Consider the following 18,781-nt stretch of genomic DNA (forward strand, 5'->3'; position numbering starts at 1 on the left):
AATTAAAAATCTTTAGCCACAATGTAATTTCTATCTTATTTAACAATATGAAAAATTTACTCACTATTTTGGTAATGCTCTCCAGCAATCTCTATGCCGGCAACCTCAGCAATAAGGATGTAAAAAGCTTTATGGATAATGCAGAGATTTGTGAGCATCTGTTAGGTGAAGTATCAGGGGATGGTGATGCCCGCCAGATGGACGTTATTAAGGATGCTAACAAGCATTGCGAAAGGGCAGATAAATTGAGAAGGCAATTGTTAGTGAAATACAAAAATGATCATAAGGTCATTAAAGCCATAAGACAGTTTGATGAAGTATTGGATTATAAGGATTGATAATTGCGATTGTTTTAACGACAATTAACAAACACTGATATCATGACCATCAAACAATGGCAAGTTGCGAATAAAGAACAGCATATCGCCGTTATCATCTACGATATTGTAAAATTTAAATGGGAGAAAAGTATTTTTATTTATTAATATGAAAAAGTTTCTCACTATTTTGGCACTACTCTCCAGCAACCTCTATGCCAGCAACCTCAGCAATAAGGATGTAAAAAACTTTATAGATAATGCTGAAACCTGTGAACATTTGTCAGGTGAAATATCCGGCGATAATGATGCTCGTCAACGCGAAGTTATCCGTGATTTAAATAAATACTGTAATCGAGCAATGAAACAACAAAAACGATTACTAATAAAATACAAAGCAAACCCTGAAGTCGTAGCTGAATTGAAGAAATGGAATGAAGTATTCGGTATTGTGGAATGAACCGAGTGGTCGATGCCCACCGCTAGACATGCGGGCTTGGATGCTGTGGATAAGAACAGCCCGCAGCTAAGCGGCGTCAGCTTCTAAAGCAGCATGCTGCAAACCAAGCAAGCCGGGCACAAATAGCAAGCCCGGCGCCATGGCCGGGCAGAAACCGCATTGGCGCGAGCTCAGTGGATAGAGCCGCCCATCTTGCCATCCGCGTCCAGGAGTTCAACCGCGTTGAGCACCGCCTCTTCTATCAGCGAAAAAAAGCCGGCCCAATATTCGCCTTCCAGCCCTTCCGCAGTGAAATCGGCGTGCTCCGCCATGCGCGCCAACAGCGAATCTTCCGCATGGCAGGGGTGCTCCGCCACGTAGGCCATGTAATGGCCGGCAAACGCGCGGCCCATCCGGTAAGCCTCTTGATTGCTTGCCGTGGCTGGCACCAACTGGCAGTACAAACGCAAACGCGCCGGCAGACACACGGCGAAAGAGGGCTCCTGCAAGGACTCCGTCTGGACGACGGAATGCTCATCATGACGAAATGGACGTTTTACGGACATAAAGCCTCCCATTGGTCGTAGAACCTGTTCAATGCCTGCGCTGCGCGAAGCTTTTCGCGGCGAACGCCGCTTCAGAACGCCCACTACCGTATTCTTCAGCCGCGGCGCCTTGCCTCGCTCAAATAGATCAGGCTCCCACTGCATGCCTGGCTTCAGGCTAGGAAAACAAAGAGTAGCAGCTTTGGCGCGCCAAGGCCCGCGCATGCCGTCCCAGCCCCGCCGAAGGCGGGCGGCGAGCGATCAAACCGGCCGCTTGCCTGCGCTGTGGATGAATCCGGGTTTCAGGCTTGCCTGTGGATAAATCCGCTAAAGCCCGCATCGCGCCGCCCGCCAAAGAACCGGCAAAGAAAAAGCCCGGCGCAAGGCCGGGCTGTTCTGGCTTGAAACCGCCTTGAATCAGGCAGTCAGCCGCTGCTCACGCGCGGCGGCCTGGCCCAATAACCAGGCGTCGATCACCTGGGCGGCGTGCGCCGGCAGGTGCAGCTTGAGCTTGGAACGGCGCCACAGAATGTCCTCGCTGCGCGTCGCCCATTCCTCGTTCACCAGATAACGCAACTCGGCTTCGTACAGGCCGGGCAGGAGTTCCACGCCCAATTGCTCCAGGCCGGCGGCCTCGCCTATCAATCTAGCCACACGGGTGCCGTAGGCGCGCGCCCAGCGTCGCGCCAACGCTTCCGGCAGCCACGGATATTGCTGGCGCAGGCTTTGCAGGAAGCGCTCGAAATCCGCGCCCGGCATATCGCCGCCCGGCAGCGGCGCGTCGGCGGTCCAGGTGGTCTTGTTGTTGCCCAGCAACGGCGCCAGCTTGTCCACCGCCTCTTCCGCCAGTTTGCGGAAGGTGGTGATCTTGCCGCCGAACACCGACAGCAGCGGCGCGCCGTCCAGATCCATTTCCAGCGAGTAATCGCGGGTGACGCTGGCGGCGTTGCTGGCTTCGTCGTCCAACAGCGGGCGCACGCCGGAATAAGTGGACAGCACGTCGGCCGGGCTGATCTGGGTCTGGAAGTAGCGGTTGCTCATCTGGCACAGATACGCCACTTCCTGATCGTCTATCGCCACCTTGGCCGGATCGCCGCGGTATTCCACGTCGGTGGTGCCGATCAGGGTGAAATCCTGCTCGTAGGGAATCGCGAAAATGATGCGCTTGTCCGGGTTCTGGAAGATGTAGGCATAAGGGTGGTCGAACAGCTTCTTGACCACGATGTGGCTGCCCTTGACCAGACGGATGGACTTGCCGGACGGCAAGGCCAGCGTGTCCTTGATCAGGCTTTCCACCCACGGGCCGGCGGCGTTGACCAGCGCGCGAGCGCGCGCCTGGCTGCGGCTGCCGTCTTCGGCCTGCAGTTCGCACAGCCAGTGTTCGCCGTCGCGGCGGGCGCCGACGCAGGCGGTGCGGGTCTGCACCCGCGCGCCGCGCTCGGCTGCGTCCTTGGCGTTGAGCACCACCAGGCGCGCGTCCTGCACCCAGCCGTCGGAGTAGACGAAGCCGCGCTTGAACGCCGGCTTGATCGGCTGGCCGGCCGGGTGGCTGGCGAAGCTGACGGTTTCGGAGCCGGGCAGCACTTCGCGGCGCGCCAGGTGATCGTAGAGGAACAGGCCGCAGCGTATCATCCATTCCGGGCGCTGGTTCTTGTCGTGCGGCATCACGAAGCGCAGCGGCCAGATGATGTGCGGCGCGGCCTTGAGCAGCACTTCGCGCTCTTGCAGCGCCTTGCGCACCAGGCCGAATTCATAGTATTCGAGATAGCGCAGGCCGCCGTGAATCAGCTTGGTGCTGGCGGAGGAGGTGTGCGCGGCCAGATCGTCCTTTTCGCACAGCATCACCGACAAGCCGCGTCCGGCCGCGTCGCGCGCGATGCCGGCGCCGTTGATGCCGCCGCCGATCACCATCAGGTCGTAAATCTCCACTGCCATCTTCCCTACCTCTTTCTTTCCAGGGGCCTGCTTAGAGGCTGTTCAAAGTCTGCTGCGCGTCGTGGAGCATCACACGGTGAGTACAGCTTGTACCACGTGTGCATTCCGCTTTCTCAGCCGCAAGGCCTTGTCTCGCTCTTGCTCGCGAGACTTTGAACAGCTTCTTAGCGCCGTTATTCCCTCGCCGGCGCGCGTCAACGCCCCAGCAATGCCATCCTACCCAGAATAATTATAAACGAACAAAAATACAACATTTTGCTTTCGTTTATACGTTGTTAGCACGCGGTTTTGTCTTTTTAACCGACTAAACGCGGAAATACGCAAAAAAACAGGCGGCAACCTGAGTCGCCGCCTCGTAAAGCGCCCGGCAGCGCCGGGCCCTGCGGGATCTACACCCGGTTCAAGGCGGCGTCCTGATCGCGCCCATGCCAGGTGGTCAAAGCCAGCAGCACGATGGCGGCGACGCAAGAGCCCACCATCAGCATGAAGCCGCCGTCCCAGCCAAAGTGGTCGACGGTGTAGCCGACCACCGCATTGGCGGCCACCGAGCCGCCCAGATAGCCGAACAGGCCGGTGAAGCCGGCGGCGGTGCCGGCGGCTTTCTTCGGCGCCAACTCCAGCGCGTGCAGGCCCACCAGCATCACCGGGCCGTAAATCAGGAAGCCGATGGCGATCAGCGCCAGCATGTCCACGGTGGGATTGCCAGCCGGGTTCAGCCAGTACACCACGGTGGCCACGGTCACCAGGGCCATGAACAGCATGCCGGTGGCGCCGCGGTTGCCCTTGAACAGCTTGTCGGACATCCAGCCGCACAGCAGGGTGCCGGGAATGCCGGCCCATTCGTACAAGAAGTAGGCCCACGACGATTTGTCCACCGAGAAGTGCTTGACCTCTTTCAGATAGGTGGGCGCCCAGTCCAGCACGCCGTAGCGCAGCAGGTAGATGAACACGTTGGCGAAGGCGATGTACCACAACAATTTGTTGGGCAGGATGTATTTCTTGAAGATGTCGCGCGCGCTCAGCTCTTGCTCGTGGCTGGCGTCGTAGTCTTCCGGGTAGTCGTTCTTATAGGCTTCCACCGGCGGCAGGCCGCAAGACTGCGGGGTGTCGCGCATGGTCAGATAGGCGAAGATGGCCACGCCGATGGCGGCGGCGGCCGGCACGTAGAAGGCGGCGCGCCAGTCGTTGAACCAGCCCATGCCCAGGATGAACAGCGGGCCGATCAGGCCGCCGCCCACGTTATGCGCGCAGTTCCAGATCGACACGATGCCGCCGCGCTCCTTCTGCGACCACCAGTGCACCATGGTGCGGCCGCTGGCCGGCCAACCCATGCCCTGGAACCAGCCGTTGAGGAAGAGCAGCACGAACATGATGCCCACGCTGGACGTGGCCCAGGGGGCGAAGCCCATCAGCAGGAAGATGGCGGCGGACAAAATCAGGCCGACGCTGAGGAAGACGCGGGGGTTGGAGCGGTCGGACACCGCGCCCATCAGGAATTTGGAAATGCCGTAGGCGATGGCGACGCCGGACATGGCGAAGCCCAGGTCGCCGCGCGAATAGCCTTGCTCCACCAGGTAGGGCATGGCTAGCGAGAAATTCTTGCGCACCAGGTAATAACCGGCGTAGCCGATGAAGATGCCGAGGAAGATCTGCCAGCGCAGTCTCCGGTACAAGCTGTCTTGCTCAGAGGAGGGCAATAGCGGCTGATGCGCCGCCGGACGGAACATGCTGATCATGGGAACACCTCATTTTTTAGTGTGGCAACTACGGTCCGATCTGCGCCGGCTCCGGATTACAAGCGCGGCGGCTAAAACGCCGCCGCGCGAAAACTGCGGCCGGTTCCAAGGAACCGGCCAGGCATCACAGGGTATAGGCCAAGGCCGCCAGCGCGCCGCCGATCAGGGAGCCGACCACCGGCACCCAGGCATAGCCCCAGTCGCTGTCGCGCTTGCCGGGAATCGGCAGGATGGCGTGCATGATGCGCGGCGCCAGATCGCGGGCCGGGCTCATCGCATAGCCGGTGGTGCCGCCCAGCGACACCCCGATGCCCAACACCAGCAGCGCCACCGGCAGCGCGTCGATGGCGCCCAGCGACATCTTGGGCGCCACCATGCTGAGGATGGCGAACACCAGCACGAAGGTGGCGACGATTTCGGACACCAGATTGCCCGGCAGGCTGCGGATGGCCGGGCCGGTGCAGAAGGTGGCCAGCTTGGTGTCGGCGCAATCGGTGCTGTCAAAATGCTTGCGGTAGATCAGCCACATCAGGCCGGCGCCGCTCATGCCGCCCAGCATCTGCGCCAGCACGTAGCCGGGCACCTTGGCCCAGGCAAACTTGCCGGCCACCGCCAACGCCACGGACACCGCCGGGTTCAGGTGGGCGCCGCTGATCGCCGCCACGCTGAACACGCCGACGAAGACCGCCATCGCCCAGCCGAAGGCGATGACGATGAGGCCGCTATTGTGGCCCTTGGTGTTTTTCAACAGCACATTGGCCACCACGCCGTTGCCCAGCAACACCAGCAAGGCGGTGCCGATGAATTCGCCCATTAAAGGATTCATGATTGTTTCTTCCGGATAAGGAGTGCGTCCGCCGCGCCCGGGCGGCGGAACCTATCAGTCGTCGCGTCCGAGACAGGCCGCGTTCATCAAGCCTGTTCGTCGTCGGCCCAGACCTTGGCGGCGTTCACCGCGCGCCGCCAGCCCTTGACCTTGCCGGCCACGTGCGCGGCTTCCAGCCGCGGCTTGAAGCGGTGGTCCAGCTGCCATTGGCCCTGGACGTCGTCGACGTTCTTCCAGTAGCCCACGGCGAGGCCGGCCAGATAGGCGGCGCCCAGCGCGGTGGTTTCGGTGATCTTGGGGCGCACCACGTCCACGCTCAGGATGTCGGACTGGAACTGCATCAGCAGTTCGTTGACGGTGGCGCCGCCGTCCACGCGCAATTCGGCGATGTCGAAGCCGGCGTCGGCCTCCATCGCCTTGAGCACGTCCATGGTCTGATAGGCGATGCTGTCCAGCGCCGCGCGGGCGATGTGGGCGGCCTTGGTGCCCAGGGTGGCGCCGACGATGGTGCCGCGCGCGTTCGGATTCCAATGCGGCGCGCCCAGGCCGGCGAAGGCCGGCACCAGGTAGACGCCGTCGCTGTCGGCCACTTCCTGGGCCAGCGGGCCCACGTCGGCGGAATGGCGGATGATGCCCAGGCCGTCGCGCAGCCACTTGACCACCGCGCCGCCGATGAAGATGGAGCCTTCCAGCGCGTACTGCACCTTGCCGTCCACCTTCCAGGCGATGGTGGTCAGCAGATTGTTCTTGGATTCGATCGGCGCGTCGCCGGTGTTCAGCATCATGAAGCAGCCGGTGCCGTAGGTGTTCTTCACCATGCCGGGGCGGGTGCATTGCTGGCCGAACAGCGCCGCCTGCTGGTCGCCGGCCACGCCGGCGATGGGGATGGCCACGCCAAGATGGGCGGCGTGGGTGTGGCCGTAGACTTCGCTGGAGCTTTTCACCTCCGGCAGCATGCTGGCCGGAATGCCCATGATGTCCAGCAGCTCGGCGTCCCATTCCAGGGTATGGATGTTGTACAGCATGGTGCGCGAGGCGTTGGACACATCGGTGACGTGCACCTTGCCGTGGGTGAAATTCCAGATCAGCCAGCTGTCCACGGTGCCGAAGGCCAGCTTGCCGTCGCGGGCGCGTTCCCGCGCGCCCGGCACATTGTCCAGAATCCACTTGATCTTGCTGCCGGAGAAATAGGCGTCCACCAGCAGGCCGGTCTTGGAGCGGATCAACTCGCCCAGGCCGCGCCCCTTCAGCTCATCGCAGAATTCCGCGGTGCGGCGGTCCTGCCATACGATGGCGTTGTACACCGGGTGGCCGGTTTCGCGGTCCCATACAATCGTGGTTTCACGCTGATTGGTGATGCCGATGGCGGCGATGCTGCGGCCGTCGATGCCGGCCTTGGCCACGGCCTCGGCCGCCACGCCCACCTGGCCGCCCCAGATTTCCTGCGGATCGTGCTCCACCCAGCCCGGCTGCGGGTAGATCTGACGGAATTCCTTTTGCGCCAGCGACACGATGTCGCCGCTGCGATTAAACAAAATGGCGCGAGAACTGGTGGTGCCTTGATCCAAGGCCAACACGAATTGATCCTGCATAGGGTTTCTCCTGTTCAGCCGGTGGGCGGCCTGGTGTCTGTTCGTTCGTTGCATGCGGCGGCGGATGCCGGTTGCGGACCGTGCTCCATCGCTCAAGTTATTGATAATGTTTCTTTTTGTACTTATGACGTTCGTTTTATTTTCGAGCCATTCTAGGCCCCGGCCAAAGCTTGTCAATCGTTCTTCGTAAAAAAATCTTAATATCGCGACTTTCCGCGCCGCTCCAATTCATGCTGCAAAGCAATAACAGCAAGGGTTTGCTCCCTGTAGCGCTCCACTACAAAGGGTGCCGTTTCAGCAAGTTATCGAGTAAAAGCCCTATGTTGCAGCGCATTGGCCGCCATGATTCTCCACTGACTCTGTGTTGCAACAAAGTTTTTGTCTTTATCTGGAGATAAAATAACCCTGCTCTGGTCCCAAGATCCCCCTAGGGCCAGCTTTTCGGCGGCTTCTCTCGCTTGCCGCTGAAAAGGGTAAAACGCGCAAAAAACGAACATTCACCCTGATCCAGTGGCGGGATTCGCACACAGGCCGCGCGTTTTCCGGCCTTAAACGCCGCCGGCCTTACGTAGTCAAGCCGCTACAGTCCGACTGTGGCAGCATGACAGACAGTTCCATCAAACGCGGCGCAGCCTAGATGGAAAGACGCACGGATGTGATTGGCAAAACAACACCGCCCACGCCAGGCCGCGCAACGCCTCGCGGCCGGACCGGGCATAAAGGACTGTCATGCTTCGCAATACCAAAATCCTAGCCACGCTGGGCCCGGCTTCCAGCACGCCCGAAATCATCCTGGAACTGGCGCGCTCCGGCGTGAACGTGTTCCGCCTCAATATGAGCCACGGCAGCCACGACGATCATCGCGCGCGCCTGGCCTCCATCCGCGCCGCCGAAGCCGCGCTCGGCCGCCCGCTGGGCGTGCTGGTGGACCTGCAAGGACCCAAGCTGCGCATCGGCCAGTTCGCCGTGCCGACGATGGTGAACACCGGCGACGCCTTCGACTTCGTGCTGGACGAGGTGGACGGCGACGCGCAACGCGCCAGCCTGCCGCATCCGGAAGCCTTCGCCGCGCTCAAGCCCGGCCATCGCATCCTGGTCAACGACGGCAAGCTGGCGTTTCACGTGGAACAAGTGGAAGCGCGCCGCATCGCCACCCGGGTGGAGGTGGGCGGGGAGTTGTCCAGCCGCAAAGGCTTCAATCTGCCGCAAACCATCCTGCCCCTGTCCGCCATCACCGACAAAGACCGGCTGGACGCCGAATTCGCGCTGAAGGAAGGCGCGGACTGGCTGGCGCTGTCCTTCGTGCAAACCGCCAACGACGTGCGCGAGCTGCGCGAACTGGTGGGACAGAAGCTGGGCATCATGGTCAAGATCGAAAAACCGTCGGCGGTGGACGAGCTGGACGCCATCACCGAACTGGCCGACGCGGTGATGGTGGCGCGCGGCGATCTGGGCGTGGAGCTGCCGCCGGAAGACGTGCCGGTGGTGCAACGCCGCATCGTCCATCAGTGCCGTCATCTGGGCCGCCCGGTCATCGTCGCCACCCAGATGCTGGAATCGATGATCACCGCGCCCACGCCCACCCGCGCCGAGGCCAACGACGTGGCCACCGCGGTTTACGAAGGCGCCGACGCGGTGATGCTGTCGGCGGAAACCGCCGCCGGCCAATTCCCGCTGGAAGCGGTGCGCATCATGGACCGGGTGATCCGCCGCGTGGAAAGCGCGCCGGACTACCGCCGGGTGATGGCGCTGGATTACAGCGCCGCCGACGCGCCGGACCGCGCCGACGCCATCGCCGCCTGTGTGCGCAAAGTGGGTTCGCTGCTGCCGGTCACCGTGTCCGCCGCCTTCACCACCAGCGGCTCCACCTGCCTGCGGCTGGCGCGCGAGCGCCCGCACACCCCCATACTCGGCATCTCGCCGCGGCTGAACACCGCGCGCCGGCTGACCCTGGTCTGGGGCGTGGTGGCCTATAACGGCCCGGACGCGGAAAACCTGGAAGACATGGTGGTGAAAACCACCTTCGCCGCCACCAAGCTGGGCCTGGCGGAACAAGGCAAGCCCATGGTGATCATCGCCGGGGTGCCCTTCGGCACGCCGGGCACCACCAATTTGCTGCGCATCGTCTACCCTTGAACGCCGGCTGAGCGTCACAGCAAACGGAACCTTAGGGTTCCGTTTTCGTTTGCCCGTCGTCGGCCGCGGCAGCGGCTATGCTTAGCTGATCAGCACGTTCCGGATTCCTCTCGATGATCGCTAGCATCCGCCGCCTCGGCCTGACCCTGCTGCTGCTCGGCGCCTGCCTGACCGCGCCCTGCCGCGGGCAAGACGCGGACATCCTGACCGTGGCGGTGGACGCCAACGCGCCGCCCTTCATGTACGAGGAGAACGAACGGGTCGGCGGTCTCTACCCGCGCCTGGTCAGCGCCGTCTGCGATAAAGCCGGCATTCCCCATGCGTTCCGGGCCCTGACGTGGCGCCGCGCGATCTTCGAACTGGACCGCAGCGCCATGGCGGCGGCCGGCATCTACAAAACCGTCAACCGCGAACAGCGTTACGACTTCAGCCTGCCGCTGTATCAGGAACGCATCGTGGTGGTCTACCTCCGCCAACGCCCCATCGATTTTCGCAGCCTGGCGGATCTGGACAATAAGCGCGTCGGCGTGATGGCGGGCTGGAGCTACGGCGACGAATTCGACCGCGCCCGCGCCGACAAGCGGTTCAGCGCCTACGACGGCGACTCCGACCGCCAGAACCTGCAACTCCTGCAGCGCGGCAATCTGGACGCGGTGCTGGCGATACAGGAGGCGATGGACGCCAGAATGCAAAACGGCGCCTACGCCAATCTCGCGGTGGCGCCGGCCATCCTGGCCAGCAAAGCCACTTATCTGGCCATCAACAAAACCTCGCCGCAGCTGCCGCTGTTGCAGCGCTTCAACCAGGCGCTGGAGAAAATGCGCCAGGATGGCAGTTATCAACAATTGGTGAAGCAGTTCTTCTCCGGTCGCCCCCCCTCCAAACCCTAAGCCGGACTTAGCGCCCCCCTGAGCAAAACGGTTTTTGCTATAGTCATCCACTTGTCCTACCGATGACCATGCCATGTCCATTTTGCACCTGTCGCCGCAGCAAGCCCGTCATCTGCAACTGGCCGCCCAAGGCCTGCTGAGCCCGCCGCGCCGCAAAGCCGGCAAGGCCGACGTGCTGGCTGCCATCCGCCGCATGGCCTTATTGCAGATCGACACCATACACGTGGTGGCGCGCAGCCCCTATCTGGTGCTGCACAGCCGGCTGGGATCCTACGATCCGGCCTGGCTGGACCAATTGCTGGCCGAAGGCCGGTTGTTCGAATACTGGGCGCACGAAGCCTGCTTCGTTCCCGCCGAGGACTACGGCCTGCTGCGCCACCGCATGCTCAAACCCGAGGCGATGGGCTGGAAATTCTCGCTGCGCTGGCTGGAGCAGCACCGCGCCGACATCGACGCGCTGATAGACGGCATCCGCGTCAACGGCCCGGCGCGTTCGGCGGACTTCGAACGCAAGGACGGCAAGGGCAACGGCTGGTGGGACTGGAAGCCGGAGAAACGACATCTGGAAGTGTTGTTCACGCTGGGCCGGCTGATGGTCAGGGAGAGGCGCAATTTCCAGCGCGTCTACGATCTGGCGGAACGGGTGAAGCCCGGCTGGGACGACGCGCGCGACCTGCCCACCGAAGAACAGGCGCAATGGCGGATGCTGCGCAACAGCTGCCGCGCGCTGGGCGTGGTCAAGGCCGGCTGGGTGGCCGATTACTACCGGCTCAAGCGCGGCCGCTACGACGCCATGCTGCACCAGATGGCCGATGCCGGCGAACTGATTCCGGCCCGCATCGACGGCTGGCAGCACGACGTCTTCGTCGACGCCGATCTGGCGGAACGCCTGCCCCAAGCCGTCTCCGGCGAGCTCAAGGCCACCGCCACCGCCATCCTGTCGCCGTTCGACCCGCTGGTCTGGGACCGCAAGCGCGCGTCGGAGCTGTTCGACTTCGACTACCGCATCGAATGCTATACCCCGGCGCCCAAACGCCAGTACGGCTATTTCGTGCTGCCCATACTCAACCGCGGCAAGCTGGTGGGCCGGCTGGACGCCAAGGCCCATCGCGCCCAAGGCGTGTTCGAGGTCAAGGCGCTCTACCTGGAGCCCGGCGTTCGCCACAGCGCGCGGCTGAGCGCCGATCTCAAGACCGCGCTGCAAAAGCTGGCCGACTGGCACGGCGCGCCGCGGCTGCATGTGGAACGCGCGCCGGGGACGCTGGCGGCCGCTCTGAACGCCTGAGCGGAGGCGCTCCTAAAGAGGCGTCAATTGCTTGCGGTACTGGATATAACCCAGGTTCTCCGCCAATTGATCGTAAAGCCGCCGCGCGGTGGCGTTGGTCTCATGGGTCAGCCAATACACCCGCGAACACTCGCGCTCGCGCGCCCACCGGTACACCCATTCGATCAGTTGCCGCCCGGCGCCCAGGCCGCGGCAATCCTCGGCCACGAACAAATCCTGCAAATAGCAATAATCGCCCAAGGTCCAGCTGCTGGGGTGCAATACGATGTGCACCAGCCCCACCGCCCGCTCGCCGTCCCAGGCCAGCCAGCCGCGCATCGCGTGATCCGGCAGCAGATAGCGCCGCCAGGTTCCCATGACCGTGGCCTCGTCCATCGTCACTTGGTAAAAACGCTGATAACCGCGCCATAGCGGCAACCAGGCCTCGTAGTCTTCGGCCCGCAACGGGCGGATGGAAAGCGTATCGCTCATGCCGATCTCCAGTGGCGGCGCAAACGCGCCCAATGCGCGCATTGTGGCCCAAGCAAGACGGAGTCATAAGAACCACTTGGCCTTGCAGCCAGGAGCCACCCCGGAACTTCGGCCTTCGCCGGCGCTCAATACAGCATTTTCCCCAACGAGGACGTTTACATGCGCGCCACGCTTTTGATCGCCGCCGCTTCCGCCCTGGCTCTGGCCGCTTGCAGCGAGAAGCAAACCAACCAATTGCAAGAGTCCGCCTCCAGCGCCATCGGCACGGTGCACAACACGCTGCAGGACAGCAGCGCGCCGCTGGGCCAGCTCAAGGAACAGGCCAGCGCCGCCATCGGCGTCGCCAAACAGGCAGGCGCCGCGGCCGCCGCGCTGAGCCCGGAACTGAAAGAGCAGGTGAACAAGCTGAAAGAACAGGCTTCCGCCGTGAAGGGCGCGCTGCAGGCCCAGGAGAAAAAGGCCGAGCAGCCGCAATCCGAGCAAAAATAAGCCCGGCCGCGTTGGCGGCATTTTTATGCCGCCGCGCGTTTTCTTTAGCGGATCTTTAGCCCCTGCTGACTAGGATGAGGTCGCACCCCTAGCCAAAGGAGAAATCCGCCATGCTGACCCTGCCCGACCTCTGCGGCCCGCAAGACATCCTGCTCAATCAAACCCTGGCCGACAAGGCTGCGCTGCTGGAACACGCCGCCTCCCAGCTGGCCCAGCGCCACGCCCTGCACCGCCCGACGCTGGCCGCCGCGCTGCATGAGCGCGAACAGGCCGGCAGCACCGCGCTCGGCCACGGCCTCGCGCTGCCGCACGCCCGCATCGAGGGCCTGACGGAAGCCCGCGCGCTGCTGCTGCGGCTGCAAACCCCCATCGCCTTCGACGCCCCGGACCAACAAGCGGTGCATACCGCGCTGGTGCTGCTCCTGCCGCGGCAAAGCCGCGAGGCCCATCTGCATATTTTGGCCAGCTGCGCGCGCATGTTCGCGGAACGGCCGTTCCGCCAGGCGCTGGAACGCTGCCACAGCGCGCAGGCGCTCTATCACCTGCTGTGCGACTGGGCCGATCCGGAAGAACTGAACGACCCGCACTTCCTGCTGGACAGCAACCGTTACTTCATGGACAGCGAAGCCAGCCTGCGGCCGGATTACACGGTGAAGCGCAAGATGGTGGCCCGCTTCTGATCACAGCTTGCCGATGGACACGCCGCCGTCGACGAACAAGGTGGTCCCGGTGACGAAGCTGGACGCGTCCGACGCCAGGAACAAGGCCGCCCGCGCGATCTCCTCCGGCGCGGCCATGCGCTTGAGCGCGTGCAGGCCGGCCACCGCCTCGCGCTGCTCCGGCGTCGCCGCCGCGGCGCGGCCCATCTCGGTGTCGGTGCCGCCCGGCAACAAGGCGTTGACGCGCAGGCCCCGGGCGCCGTATTCCGCCGCCAGCGTGCGCGCCAGCCCCACCAGCCCCGCCTTGCTGGCCGCGTAAGCGGCCATGCCGGGGAAACCGATGGCGTGGCCGACAAAGGACGAGGTGAAGATCATCGATCCGCCGCCGCCGCGCAACAAGGCCGGCAGTTGGTGCTTGGCGCACAGAAAGGCGCTGCTCAGATTGCTGTCCAGCGTCGCGCGCCAGCCGTCCAGCGACACCTGGTCCAGGCTGCCCAGCGCGCCCAGGCTGCCGGCGTTGTTGAAGGCGACGTCCAGGCCGCCGAATCTATCCAGCGCCAGTTCCACCGCCTCCCGCGCGCAATCTTCCTCCGTGAGATCGCCGGCCAGAGCCGCCGCCTGACCGCCGCCGGCCACGATTTCCGACACCAGCCGATCCAGCTTGGCCGCGCGCCGCGCCACCAGCACCACGCGCGCGCCTTCGCTCGCGAACAGCCTGGCCGCCGCCATGCCGATGCCGGAACTGGCGCCGGTGACGATGGCGGTTTTATTGATCAATGCGCCCATTGAGTTTCCTCCTGAAAGTGAATGAGGCCCGCGCCGGTCTTCGGCGCGGCGACAGCTTCAGTTTCAGGCCGATCAACCCGTTTGGCATTCCGATTCTTGCTGACTTGATGCGCGGTTTCGACGCGAAAACCGTTTATCATGGCGCGATTCCATTTCCATCCGGATTTTCGTCATGAAAGCATTCAAGGTTCAGTTAGTTGGCGCGCTGCTGGCGCTGAGCGCCGCCGTCCACGGCGCCCCCGTTCTGGACGCGGCGCCGCGCACCGCCGTGGTTTCGGCTTTCGGTCCGGAGGAAACCCTGCTGCTGAACCAGGCCGTCGATAAACGCGAATACCGCGTCAACGGCGTGCGTTTCACCACCGCGCAACTGGAAGGCCGGCCGGTGCTGCTGTTCATGAGCGGGGTCAGCATGAGCAATGCGGCGATGAACGCCCAGCTGGCGCTGGACCGCTTCAATGTGAGCCGCATCGTGTTCAGCGGCATCGCCGGCGGCGTGGACGACCGCTTGCGCATCGGCGACGTGGCGGTGCCGCGGCGCTGGGGCAATTACGCCGAAGCCATCTACGCGCGAGAAACCGCGCCCGGCCGCTACGCGCCGCCGCCGTACGCGGACCCGGCCGCGCGCGCCCACTACGGCATGATCCACCCGCGCGACGTCAAGCTGGCCACCGCCGACGGCGGCAGCGAAACCCGCTTCTGGTTCGAGGTGGACCCGGAACTGCTGCGGCTGGCCAAGAACTTGCCGGCGGACACCCTGCGCGGCTGCGACGCCGCTCAGCGCTGCCTGTCCGCGCCGCCGCGCATCGTCGCCGGCGGCAACGGCCTGTCCGGCCCCATCTTCATGGACAACGCCGGCTACCGCGATTACCTGGCCAAGACTTATCAGGCCCAAGTGGTGGATATGGAAACCGCGGCGGTGGCCCAGGTGGCGCACGCCAACCGCGTGCCCTTCATCGCCTTCCGCAGCCTGTCCGATCTGGCCGGCGGCAGCGAACACGCCAATGAAATGGACACCTTCATGCAGATCGCCGCCGACAATGCCGCCAATACGGTGCGGGGGCTGCTGCGCGCGTTGAAACCCTAGCCCAGCTGCAACAACACCGCCAGCTCATCCACCTCCTCGCTCCAGTCCGCGTCCTCGGCCAAAGCCTGGCGCAGAAAATCCGCCTGCGCCGGCGTCCAGAACGGCGCGTCGGCCAGCACCGCGTTTCGCGGCAAGGGATGGCTGGCGATGAAGGCGCGGATGGCGGCGGGCTCGTCCGCCAGGCCCAACTGGCGGAACAGCCCGGACAGGGAATGTTCGCTGGTGTCCATGACGCTTCTCCTATGAGGGGATGTCTGATGATAGACCCGAATCGCCGCCGCCGCCGCCGGCCCTTGCGCCATGAAAAACGGCGGCCGCGGCCGCCGTTTTCTCCTGACTCCGGGCTCACACCTTGTCGTAAAGCTTGGAGCCGCCCTTCAGAAACTCCACCGACTTGACCTCCATCCCCCGCGCCAGCGCGTCCTGATCGCTGATGCCCTGCTTGGCCGCGTATTCGCGCACGTCCTGGGTGATCTTCATGCTGCAGAAGTGCGGACCGCACATGCTGCAGAAATGCGCGACCTTGGCGCTGTCCTTGGGCAGGGTCTCGTCGTGGAAGGCGCGCGCCTTGTCCGGATCCAGCCCCAGGTTGAACTGGTCTTCCCAGCGGAACTCGAAACGCGCCTTGGACAGCGCGTTGTCGCGGATCTGCGCGCCGGGGTGCCCCTTGGCCAGGTCGGCCGCGTGCGCGGCCAGCTTGTAGGTGATGATGCCTTCCTTGACGTCGTTCTTGTCCGGCAGGCCCAGGTGTTCCTTCTGGGTGACGTAGCACAGCATTGCGGTGCCGTACCAGCCTATCTGCGCCGCGCCTATCGCCGAGGTGATGTGGTCGTAGCCGGGCGCGATGTCGGTGGTCAGCGGCCCCAGGGTGTAGAACGGCGCCTCGTGACACCACTCCAGCTCCTTGTCCATATTCTCCTTGATCAGCTGCATGGGCACGTGGCCGGGGCCCTCTATCATCACCTGCACATCGTGTTTCCAGGCGATGGCGGTCAGCTCGCCCAGAGTCTTTAATTCCGACAGCTGCGCCTCGTCGTTGGCGTCCCAGACGCTGCCCGGCCGCAGGCCGTCGCCCAGGCTGAAGGCCACGTCGTAGGCCTTCATGATTTCGCAGATGTCCTCGAAATGGGTGTAGAGGAAGTTTTCGCGGTGATGGGCCAGACACCATTTGGCCATGATGGAGCCACCGCGCGACACGATGCCGGTCATGCGGCCGGCGGTCATCGGCACATAGCGCAGCAATACGCCGGCGTGGATGGTGAAGTAATCGACGCCCTGCTCGGCCTGTTCAATCAGCGTATCGCGGAAGATTTCCCAGTTCAGGTCCTCGGCCTTGCCGCCCACTTTTTCCAGCGCCTGATAAATGGGCACGGTGCCGATGGGCACCGGCGAATTGCGGATGATCCATTCGCGGGTTTCATGGATGTTCTTGCCGGTGGACAAGTCCATGATGGTGTCCGCGCCCCAGCGTATGCCCCAAGTCATCTTGTCGACTTCTTCGCTGATCGAAGACGTTACCGCGCTATTGCCGATATTGCCGTTGATTTTGACCAGGAAATTGCGGCCAATAATCATGGGCTCGGATTCGGGGTGATTGATGTTGGCCGGCAGGATGGCGCGGCCGGCGGCGATCTCGGCGCGCACGAATTCCGGCGTGATCTCCTCCGGCAGCGCCGCGCCGTAAGCCTGGCCGGGATGCTGGCGCGTCATCAGTTCCGCCAGCCGGCTGTTCTTGCCGCCGGCTTCGCGCAGCGCGTCCAGGTATTCGCGGCGACGCAGGTTCTCGCGGATGGCGACGAACTCCATTTCCGGCGTGACGACGCCGCGGCGCGCGTAATGCATCTGGCTGACATTGCGGCCCGGCAGCGCCCGCCGCGGCTGGCGCGTCAGGTTGAAACGCAGCTCGGCCAGCTTGGGGTCGGCCTCGCGGGCGCGGCCGTATTCGCTGGACAGGCCGGCCAGCTGCTCACAGTCGCCGCGCTCGGCGATCCAGCCGGCGCGCAGCGGCGGCAGGCCACTCTGGATGTCGATGCGGGCGTCTGGATCGGTATACGGGCCGCTGGTGTCGTAAACGGTGATGGGCGGGTTGGCCTCGCCGCCGAACTGGGTGGGCGTGTCGCTTTGACTGATCTCGCGCATGGGCACGCGGATGTCCGGCCGGCTGCCGGCGACGTGGATCTTGCGGGAATTGGGCAAGGGCTGGATGGCGGCGGTGTCCACCACCATGGCTTGATTGGGTGTTGCGGGCGCGTTCATCGGGCGATTCTCCTGGTCGATGAATGGCGCAAGGAGCGGACCGCCGCTTGGGCGGGCTGCGGGCCGGTCCGACAAGACAATGCCGGGCCGAAGGCAGCTGACGCTTCCCTACGCCGGTATTATCCGGGTCAGGTTCCAAGGGTGTTTCTCACCCGCGCAACAATCTTTAACGATTATCCTATCCTTTCAAGGATATGGATCATCTTGCCGACCGTCGCACAGGACCCCTAGCGATGCTGTGAAGGTACGGCAAATGTGGGATAATCGCAAGTTATCGTCATGACACGCCGCCGCTTTTTTCACTCGGCGGCAAGCCCCTCCGGAGTGAGCTGATGGATTTTGAGAATGCCCGTTTCAACATGGTCGAGCAGCAGATTCGTCCGTGGGACGTACTTGACACGAACGTGCTGGACCTGCTGTTTCACGTGAAACGCGAGCAGTTCGTCGCCGCCGACAAACGCAGCCTGGCCTTTGTCGACACCGAACTGCCGCTGCCCAACGGCAGCTTCATGCTGCAGCCCAAAATGGAAGCGCGCCTGGTTCAGGACGCCGCCATCCAAGCCAAGGACAAGATCCTGGAAATCGGCACCGGCAGCGGCTACCTGACCGCGCTGCTGGCCAAGCAGGGCCAGCATGTCTACAGCGTGGAAATCGACCCCGCCCAGCGCGAAGCCGCGGCCGCCAACCTGAAACAGGCCGGCATCGCCAACGTGACCCTGGTGGAAGGCGACGGCGTACTGGGCCTGCCGCAACAAGCGCCCTTCGACGTGATCGTGGTCGGCGGCTCGCTGCCGGTGGTGCCGCAGGAACTGAAAGACCAGCTGGCCGTGGGCGGCCGTCTGATCATGGTGGCGGGCGATCTGCCGGTGATGACCTGCAAGCTGATCAAGCGCGAAACCGAAGCCAGCTTCAGCGAAACCGGCCTGTTCGAAACCTGTATCGCCCGCCTGGCCAAGGCGGAAGCGGTAGAGCCGGAACGCTTCGCGTTTTGATGGTTCAGGAAATCCGCGCCCGCGATCTGGCGGCGGCGCTGGCCGACACCACCGCGGAGCCGCCGGTGCTGCTGGACGTGCGCGAAGCGTGGGAAGTGCAGCTGTGCATGATTCCCGGCTCGCGGCACATCCCGATGAATCTGATTCCGCTGCGCATGAGCGAGCTGCCGGACGCGCCCATCGTGGTGATCTGCCACCACGGCGTGCGCAGCGCGCACGTGGCGCGTTTCCTGCTGGACGCCGGCTTCGAACAGGTGCTGAGCCTGGCCGGCGGCGTGGAAGCCTGGGCCGCGGAAGTGGACCCGCAAATGGCGCGCTACTGACTTAGCCGCCGCGCGCCGTC

At 63.5% G+C, this 18,781-nt stretch carries 19 protein-coding genes and 1 riboswitch; of the genes, 10 read left to right on the plus strand and 9 right to left on the minus strand.

Annotated features, from left to right (window positions below; translation table 11 throughout):
* Positions 1 to 47: 47 nt before the first annotated feature.
* Both JC616_RS24050 and JC616_RS24055 read left to right on the plus strand, forming a co-directional pair.
* Complete coding sequence (locus JC616_RS24050) at positions 48 to 338, plus strand: hypothetical protein (RefSeq protein ID WP_227105901.1); 291 nt, start codon at positions 48 to 50, stop codon at positions 336 to 338.
* A 148-nt stretch (positions 339 to 486) separates the two neighbouring features.
* Positions 487 to 777, plus strand: a complete 291-nt coding sequence (locus tag JC616_RS24055; RefSeq protein ID WP_227105903.1) for a hypothetical protein — start codon at positions 487 to 489, stop codon at positions 775 to 777.
* Positions 778 to 947: 170 nt separating this feature from the next.
* Here the strand turns inward: JC616_RS24055 and JC616_RS24060 are convergent, their stop codons facing one another.
* From JC616_RS24060 to glpK, 5 genes are all read right to left on the minus strand, one after another.
* The gene (locus JC616_RS24060; protein ID WP_227105905.1) at positions 948 to 1,466 is read right to left on the minus strand and encodes a hypothetical protein; all 519 of its coding nucleotides are present in this window, start codon (positions 1,464 to 1,466) and stop codon (positions 948 to 950) included.
* A 252-nt stretch (positions 1,467 to 1,718) separates the two neighbouring features.
* On the minus strand, positions 1,719 to 3,236 hold the full coding sequence (glpD, locus tag JC616_RS24065; RefSeq protein ID WP_227105907.1) for a glycerol-3-phosphate dehydrogenase: 1,518 nt from the start codon (positions 3,234 to 3,236) through the stop codon (positions 1,719 to 1,721).
* A 389-nt stretch (positions 3,237 to 3,625) separates the two neighbouring features.
* On the minus strand, positions 3,626 to 4,972 hold the full coding sequence (gene glpT, locus JC616_RS24070; RefSeq protein WP_227105909.1) for a glycerol-3-phosphate transporter: 1,347 nt from the start codon (positions 4,970 to 4,972) through the stop codon (positions 3,626 to 3,628).
* A 124-nt stretch (positions 4,973 to 5,096) separates the two neighbouring features.
* Entirely contained in the window at positions 5,097 to 5,798 is a 702-nt protein-coding gene (locus JC616_RS24075) for an MIP/aquaporin family protein (protein WP_107801339.1), read from the minus strand.
* Between the two features lie 86 nt (positions 5,799 to 5,884).
* On the minus strand, positions 5,885 to 7,390 hold the full coding sequence (gene glpK, locus JC616_RS24080; protein ID WP_107801340.1) for a glycerol kinase GlpK: 1,506 nt from the start codon (positions 7,388 to 7,390) through the stop codon (positions 5,885 to 5,887).
* A gap of 729 nt (positions 7,391 to 8,119) precedes the next feature.
* Here glpK and pyk point away from each other — a divergent pair.
* The 3 genes from pyk to JC616_RS24095 all read left to right on the plus strand — a co-directional run bounded on the left by pyk (position 8,120) and on the right by JC616_RS24095 (position 11,701).
* Positions 8,120 to 9,526, plus strand: a complete 1,407-nt coding sequence (gene pyk, locus JC616_RS24085; RefSeq protein ID WP_107801341.1) for a pyruvate kinase — start codon at positions 8,120 to 8,122, stop codon at positions 9,524 to 9,526.
* A 113-nt stretch (positions 9,527 to 9,639) separates the two neighbouring features.
* Positions 9,640 to 10,416, plus strand: coding sequence for a substrate-binding periplasmic protein (locus JC616_RS24090; protein ID WP_107801342.1), 777 nt, complete (start codon positions 9,640 to 9,642; stop codon positions 10,414 to 10,416).
* A gap of 73 nt (positions 10,417 to 10,489) precedes the next feature.
* Positions 10,490 to 11,701 carry a winged helix-turn-helix domain-containing protein gene (locus JC616_RS24095; RefSeq protein WP_227105911.1) on the plus strand — a complete coding sequence of 404 codons (1,212 nt, stop codon included), beginning with the start codon at positions 10,490 to 10,492 and terminating at the stop codon, positions 11,699 to 11,701.
* A gap of 12 nt (positions 11,702 to 11,713) precedes the next feature.
* Here JC616_RS24095 and JC616_RS24100 read toward each other — a convergent pair whose 3' ends face one another.
* Entirely contained in the window at positions 11,714 to 12,172 is a 459-nt protein-coding gene (locus JC616_RS24100; protein WP_227105913.1) for a GNAT family N-acetyltransferase, read from the minus strand.
* A 159-nt stretch (positions 12,173 to 12,331) separates the two neighbouring features.
* Here JC616_RS24100 and JC616_RS24105 point away from each other — a divergent pair, with 159 nt between their 5' ends.
* Both JC616_RS24105 and JC616_RS24110 read left to right on the plus strand, forming a co-directional pair.
* Positions 12,332 to 12,661 carry a hypothetical protein gene (locus JC616_RS24105; protein WP_227105915.1) on the plus strand — a complete coding sequence of 110 codons (330 nt, stop codon included), beginning with the start codon at positions 12,332 to 12,334 and terminating at the stop codon, positions 12,659 to 12,661.
* Between the two features lie 110 nt (positions 12,662 to 12,771).
* A complete protein-coding gene (locus tag JC616_RS24110) occupies positions 12,772 to 13,341 on the plus strand; it encodes a PTS sugar transporter subunit IIA (RefSeq protein ID WP_107801347.1) in 570 nt (189 codons plus the stop codon).
* Here JC616_RS24110 and JC616_RS24115 read toward each other — a convergent pair whose 3' ends face one another.
* Positions 13,342 to 14,106 carry an SDR family oxidoreductase gene (locus tag JC616_RS24115; protein ID WP_227105917.1) on the minus strand — a complete coding sequence of 255 codons (765 nt, stop codon included), beginning with the start codon at positions 14,104 to 14,106 and terminating at the stop codon, positions 13,342 to 13,344. It abuts the gene before it with no gap.
* Positions 14,107 to 14,278: 172 nt separating this feature from the next.
* On the opposite strand from JC616_RS24115, the gene JC616_RS24120 reads away from it, so the two are divergent.
* Positions 14,279 to 15,190, plus strand: coding sequence for a 5'-methylthioadenosine/S-adenosylhomocysteine nucleosidase (locus tag JC616_RS24120; protein WP_227105919.1), 912 nt, complete (start codon positions 14,279 to 14,281; stop codon positions 15,188 to 15,190).
* On the opposite strand, the gene JC616_RS24125 is transcribed toward JC616_RS24120, so the two are convergent.
* On the minus strand, positions 15,187 to 15,420 hold the full coding sequence (locus JC616_RS24125) for a DUF2789 domain-containing protein (protein WP_107801350.1): 234 nt from the start codon (positions 15,418 to 15,420) through the stop codon (positions 15,187 to 15,189). The genes JC616_RS24120 and JC616_RS24125 overlap by 4 nt on opposite strands.
* A gap of 115 nt (positions 15,421 to 15,535) precedes the next feature.
* The gene (gene thiC / locus JC616_RS24130; protein ID WP_227108623.1) at positions 15,536 to 17,416 is read right to left on the minus strand and encodes a phosphomethylpyrimidine synthase ThiC; all 1,881 of its coding nucleotides are present in this window, start codon (positions 17,414 to 17,416) and stop codon (positions 15,536 to 15,538) included.
* A 118-nt stretch (positions 17,417 to 17,534) separates the two neighbouring features.
* Positions 17,535 to 17,685, minus strand: a riboswitch (TPP riboswitch).
* Between the two features lie 93 nt (positions 17,686 to 17,778).
* Here thiC and JC616_RS24135 point away from each other — a divergent pair.
* Positions 17,779 to 18,438: a protein-L-isoaspartate O-methyltransferase family protein gene (locus tag JC616_RS24135; protein WP_107801352.1), complete on the plus strand. Its 660-nt coding sequence runs from the start codon at positions 17,779 to 17,781 to the stop codon at positions 18,436 to 18,438.
* On the plus strand, positions 18,438 to 18,761 hold the full coding sequence (locus tag JC616_RS24140; RefSeq protein ID WP_227105922.1) for a rhodanese-like domain-containing protein: 324 nt from the start codon (positions 18,438 to 18,440) through the stop codon (positions 18,759 to 18,761). Before JC616_RS24135 ends, JC616_RS24140 begins: the two co-directional genes overlap by 1 nt.
* The last annotated feature ends 20 nt before the right edge of the window (positions 18,762 to 18,781 follow it).

The organism is Chromobacterium rhizoryzae, assembly GCF_020544465.1.
GTDB lineage: Bacteria > Pseudomonadota > Gammaproteobacteria > Burkholderiales > Chromobacteriaceae > Chromobacterium.

Excerpts from the sequence above, each read along its gene's own strand:
- JC616_RS24125 (WP_107801350.1), bottom strand. The coding sequence starts at position 15,420 with ATGGACACCAGCGAACATTCCCTGTCCGGGCTGTTCCGCCAGTTGGGC.
- JC616_RS24090 (WP_107801342.1), top strand. The coding sequence starts at position 9,640 with ATGATCGCTAGCATCCGCCGCCTCGGCCTGACCCTGCTGCTGCTCGGC.
- JC616_RS24075 (WP_107801339.1), bottom strand. The coding sequence starts at position 5,798 with ATGAATCCTTTAATGGGCGAATTCATCGGCACCGCCTTGCTGGTGTTG.
- glpT (WP_227105909.1), bottom strand. The coding sequence starts at position 4,972 with ATGATCAGCATGTTCCGTCCGGCGGCGCATCAGCCGCTATTGCCCTCC.
- thiC (WP_227108623.1), bottom strand. The coding sequence starts at position 17,416 with ATGGTGGTGGACACCGCCGCCATCCAGCCCTTGCCCAATTCCCGCAAG.
- glpK (WP_107801340.1), bottom strand. The coding sequence starts at position 7,390 with ATGCAGGATCAATTCGTGTTGGCCTTGGATCAAGGCACCACCAGTTCT.
- JC616_RS24095 (WP_227105911.1), top strand. The coding sequence starts at position 10,490 with ATGTCCATTTTGCACCTGTCGCCGCAGCAAGCCCGTCATCTGCAACTG.
- pyk (WP_107801341.1), top strand. The coding sequence starts at position 8,120 with ATGCTTCGCAATACCAAAATCCTAGCCACGCTGGGCCCGGCTTCCAGC.
- JC616_RS24140 (WP_227105922.1), top strand. The coding sequence starts at position 18,438 with ATGGTTCAGGAAATCCGCGCCCGCGATCTGGCGGCGGCGCTGGCCGAC.
- glpD (WP_227105907.1), bottom strand. The coding sequence starts at position 3,236 with ATGGCAGTGGAGATTTACGACCTGATGGTGATCGGCGGCGGCATCAAC.
- JC616_RS24115 (WP_227105917.1), bottom strand. The coding sequence starts at position 14,106 with ATGGGCGCATTGATCAATAAAACCGCCATCGTCACCGGCGCCAGTTCC.
- JC616_RS24100 (WP_227105913.1), bottom strand. The coding sequence starts at position 12,172 with ATGAGCGATACGCTTTCCATCCGCCCGTTGCGGGCCGAAGACTACGAG.
- JC616_RS24055 (WP_227105903.1), top strand. The coding sequence starts at position 487 with ATGAAAAAGTTTCTCACTATTTTGGCACTACTCTCCAGCAACCTCTAT.
- JC616_RS24105 (WP_227105915.1), top strand. The coding sequence starts at position 12,332 with ATGCGCGCCACGCTTTTGATCGCCGCCGCTTCCGCCCTGGCTCTGGCC.
- JC616_RS24050 (WP_227105901.1), top strand. The coding sequence starts at position 48 with ATGAAAAATTTACTCACTATTTTGGTAATGCTCTCCAGCAATCTCTAT.
- JC616_RS24120 (WP_227105919.1), top strand. The coding sequence starts at position 14,279 with ATGAAAGCATTCAAGGTTCAGTTAGTTGGCGCGCTGCTGGCGCTGAGC.
- JC616_RS24110 (WP_107801347.1), top strand. The coding sequence starts at position 12,772 with ATGCTGACCCTGCCCGACCTCTGCGGCCCGCAAGACATCCTGCTCAAT.
- JC616_RS24135 (WP_107801352.1), top strand. The coding sequence starts at position 17,779 with ATGGATTTTGAGAATGCCCGTTTCAACATGGTCGAGCAGCAGATTCGT.
- JC616_RS24060 (WP_227105905.1), bottom strand. The coding sequence starts at position 1,466 with ATGCAGTGGGAGCCTGATCTATTTGAGCGAGGCAAGGCGCCGCGGCTG.